This window comes from Mycolicibacterium pyrenivorans, from assembly GCF_025821625.1.
Classification (GTDB): Bacteria; Actinomycetota; Actinomycetes; order Mycobacteriales; family Mycobacteriaceae; genus Mycobacterium; species Mycobacterium pyrenivorans.
The window spans coordinates 1-4,027 of record NZ_JACKSH010000278.1; the positions used below are offsets into that span (position 1 = coordinate 1).

At 59.4% G+C, this 4,027-nt stretch carries 3 protein-coding genes; all 3 read left to right on the forward strand.

Annotated features, from left to right (window positions below; genetic code table 11):
* Positions 1 to 113: 113 nt before the first annotated feature.
* The 3 genes from H7I57_RS30830 (at position 114) to H7I57_RS33925 (ending at position 3,934) form a co-directional block, all read left to right on the forward strand.
* Complete coding sequence (locus H7I57_RS30830) at positions 114 to 413, forward strand: PIN domain-containing protein (RefSeq protein WP_264028345.1); 300 nt, start codon at positions 114 to 116, stop codon at positions 411 to 413.
* Positions 414 to 504: 91 nt separating this feature from the next.
* Positions 505 to 3,735, forward strand: a complete 3,231-nt coding sequence (gene pglX, locus H7I57_RS30835) for a BREX-2 system adenine-specific DNA-methyltransferase PglX (protein WP_264028346.1) — start codon at positions 505 to 507, stop codon at positions 3,733 to 3,735.
* Positions 3,635 to 3,934 (forward strand): DUF7008 domain-containing protein, encoded by a 300-nt coding sequence (locus H7I57_RS33925; protein ID WP_372510495.1) that lies wholly within the window; start codon positions 3,635 to 3,637, stop codon positions 3,932 to 3,934. The genes pglX and H7I57_RS33925 overlap by 101 nt, the downstream gene beginning before the upstream one ends.
* Positions 3,935 to 4,027 lie beyond the last annotated feature (93 nt).

Sequence of the window (4,027 nt, forward strand, 5' to 3'; positions counted from 1 at the left end):
TGATCGATGTGCGTTGTGGTAACCCACACCGATACCGGAGGTCCTCACCTACATTCTGCTAGCCACGCCGTTCACAACCTGTCTGGGAGTTACACCTAGCCGGCGGCGAGCTGGTGGTCACCACCGGAATGATCCTCCTGGAGCTCTTGCGAGGGTTTGTTCCCCGGCAGGCCCAGGAGACAATTCGGACGGCGTTCGATGCGCTCGAATTTCTGGAGCCAAATCGCACCGACTATGTAGAAGCGGCCGGGATTGGCAACAGCTGTCGGCGCGCGGGCGTGCAGATCGGTTCCGTCGACGCCCTGATCGCCCAACTCGCGGTGGCCGGTGGCCACCTGCTCCTCACCACCGACCAGGACTTTCACCGGGCGGCAGAGCACGTGGACTTGCGCGTCTGGCGGCCGTCCGGTTGACGTGCGAGCGCCGCCGGCGAGAAGCCTCGAAACCCCGCATCTCGACGACACAAACCAACCACCGACCACACTCCAAGGAGCACGCCCAATAATGTTGGCCACCATCGCCGGTTCGCAGTTCACCGCGGACCTCAAGCCTCAACTGGCGTTGCTGGTCGACGACATGCGCACCCGGCTTGCCGACGACCCCGGCCGCACCGCGACTTGGCGCGACGCCCACCAGCAGGCCGTGAAGGACAAGCGCACCGCCGCCGCCTGGACAGATTATGTCGAGGATCAACTTACCCAGGGCGCAGTCGGCTGGCTGCTCACCTCGGTGTTCGTGCGATTCTGCGAAGACAACATGCTGCTCGGCCCAACCGCGGTGTGGATCACCAGCCCGAACCCGGCACTGCGCCAACGCGCACTGGATGCCGAGGAACATTTCTATCGCGACGAGCGCGGCGAGGAACAGGGCAACCGCTCCTACCGTGAGTGGCTCGAAGAAGCCTTCGCGGCACTGCGCGAGAACCCCGGCACCGCGTCCCTGGTCGACGACCACGCCGCGATCGGCATCATGGAACCCTCCTCCTACGCGGTCGAGCAACTGCTCGGATACTGGCGACGCACCGACGACCACGGGGACCTCGTGTGGCGCTTCGATGATCCGGACCTGTCCACCCGATTCCTTGGCGACCTGTACCAGGATCTCTCCGACTATGCGAAGAAGAAGTACGCACTGCTGCAGACTCCGGAGTTTGTGGAGGAGTTCATCCTCGACCGCACTATGAAACCGGCGCTGAAAGACCGTGCGCTGGAGGGCTTCAAGCTGATCGACCCCACCTGCGGTTCTGGTCATTTTTTGCTCGGCGCGTTCGCCCGGCTGGTGCGTCGCTGGGAAGACGAGGCGCCCGGGATGGACTCACGGGCGCGGGTCGACAAGGCGCTCGAATCCGTTCACGGTGTGGACCTCAACGCATTCGCGGTGGCAATCGCGAAGTTTCGGCTCATCGTGGCGGCGATGAAGGCCTCAGGTGACGAGAGTCTTGTGAATGTGCCGAAGTACACGCTGAATGTTGCGACCGGGGACTCACTTCTCCACGGTCCGGAGCGTGATGCGTTTGCAATCGACTTCGACGATCCCAACGTCGACAAAGACTCAGTCGCGAGTGGATTCGCCTATGTCACTGAGGATCTCAAGAAACTACGTGATTTGCTCACCCTGGGGCAGTACGACGTCGTCGTTGGCAATCCGCCGTACATCGCGGTCAGCGATACGGCCCTCAACGCGCGGTACCGAGAGCGATACAACTACTGCAAGGGGACCTATGCGCTGACCGTCCCTTTCATGGAGCGCTTTTTCACACTTGCGAAGCGTGGGGACCGGCCCGGTTGGGTTGGGCAGATCACCTCGAACTCGTTCATGAAACGCGAGTTCGGGGTGCCCATCGTTGAGAAGTTCCTCGCCAAGAAGGACCTGCGGCTCGTCGCCGACACCTCGGGCGCATACATCCCGGGACACGGTACTCCAACAGCAATTATTGTCGGCCGAAATCAAGAGGGCCTTGGCGAGGTTCGTGCGGTCCTCGGAAATCAAGGCGAACCAGGTGTGCCAGAAGTTAGTTCTCAGGGCAAAGTATGGTCGTCGATAGCCGCGCATGTAGATGAACCAGGTTACGAAGATAAGTGGATTTCAGTCCTCGATTTGGCTAGGCGGTATTTGAAAGAGCATCCGTGGAGCCTTACTGGCGGGGGCGCGCTCGAGCTGGGTGACGAACTTGTGGCTGCGTCGGGAGTTTTCGTAGGGGACAAGACTCAACGAATTGGCTTCTTCGGTATGACACATGCCGACCCTGCAATGATTGTGGATTCAACGCTGCCAGGCCGACATGGATACGGTGAAAAATGGTTCCGCGAGATAGTTGAGGGCGATAACATTCGTGACTTCTCAGTCAAAAGCACAAAGCTTGCATTCTTTCCGTACGATACAAATCACGAGCTGATTCCACTTTCTAATATCGATACGGTATGGAAGTTCCTCTGGCCTAATCGTACCGACCTGGGTAATCGTGCGACTTTCACAAAGGGTACGTACTTCTCAGAACGCCGTCCTTGGTATGAATGGCATCAGCTACCGAAGGATTCAAATCCACTATCTATTGCTTATGCCTTCGTCGCTACGCACAATCATTTTGTAATCGACTATGGAAGTGGGGCTTTCACGCAAGGCGCGCCTCTCGTAAAGCTGGCGAAGGGCTCGTCCGAAGATGACTACCTGCGTATCCTTGGTGTCCTAGACAGTTCGATTTCGTGTTTCTGGCTTCGTCAAAAATGTTACAACAATGGTCGGCCCGGTGCGGAGTCTGCGGGTGCAGATGAGAGATGGGAGCATCGGTTTCAGTTTGGAAGTAAGAAGATCGGCGGCGTTCCGTTGCCGAAAAGTTTTCCACTCGAGCGGACTCGCCACCTAAATACGTTGGCCCGGTCACTAATGGAATTCGAGCCCGGTTTTATGCTGCAGAAGTCGGTGAACGGTCTTCGCGAAGCTATCCGGGAATCTTCGGAGAGCTTCCACACAATACGAGCCCTACTGGTCGCCGAGCAAGAAGAGCTCGATTGGGAATGCTACTACCGTTACGGCCTCATCGACGAGGATTTGTCTGCCCAAGTAGGGGTAGCTCCCGGGTTATTGCCAGCGGACCGCGCGTTCGCTATCAGGTTGGCGCGAGAAGAGGCAGCGGCCGAAGTCGAGACGACGTGGTTTGACCATCACAACCACAAGTTTGAACGTGTGAGAGACCTTCCTATCGACTGGCCCCAGGATTACAAGGACCTGGTGCAGCGCCGCCTAGATGTCATGGAGACCAACCAGTACATCCGCCTGCTGGAGCGTCCCGAATACAAGCGCCGCTGGGCGGGGGAGCCATGGGACGCCAAACTGCGACGAGCGCTGCGGGATTGGCTGCTCGACAAGATCGAGAGTCCGCAATTGTGGGTCAATCAGCAGGGCATGCCCCAGCCCAGGTCGGTGGGCGAGCTCGCTGGCGAACTCGGTCGTGACCCTATGTTCATCGAGGCGCTCGACTTGTGGGCGGGTCACCGGGACGCTCCGGTCGCGGAAACGATGATGAACCTGCTGGCGGATCAGGCGGTGCCGTATTTGGCGGCGTGGCGATACAAAGATTCCGGGCTGCGCAAGCGTGCCGAGTGGGAGCGGGTATGGGAGCTGCAGCGCGACGAGGATGCCTGGCCTGATCGAGGCAACCAGTATCTCAGTGCCGTCAAAGTACGCAAAGGTCGACTTCCGCAACGATGCCTACTGGTCAAATCGTGGCAAGCTTGATCTTCCCAAGGAACGGTTCATCCTCTACCCGGAGGTAGGCCGGGAGACCGACCCGACACCGTTGCTGGGGTGGGCGGGTTGGAACCATGCACAGCAGGGATTGGCGTTGGCCACCATCTACGCGCTGCGGGAATCCGAAGGGGTGGACCGCGAACGGCTGGTGCCGGTGGTCGCCGGCATCGCGGAGGTCTTGCCCTGACTTCGGACATTTGGCCTAGTACCCGGGTTTGATGCCGAGGTCGGTGAGGATCTTGCGCTGAGCTTCGGGAATGGCCGGTGGGAAGGTCTGGGT

Coding starts and splice junctions, on each gene's coding strand:
- pglX (WP_264028346.1), top strand. CDS start 505: ATGTTGGCCACCATCGCCGGTTCGCAGTTCACCGCGGACCTCAAGCCT.
- H7I57_RS33925 (WP_372510495.1), top strand. CDS start 3,635: ATGCCTGGCCTGATCGAGGCAACCAGTATCTCAGTGCCGTCAAAGTAC.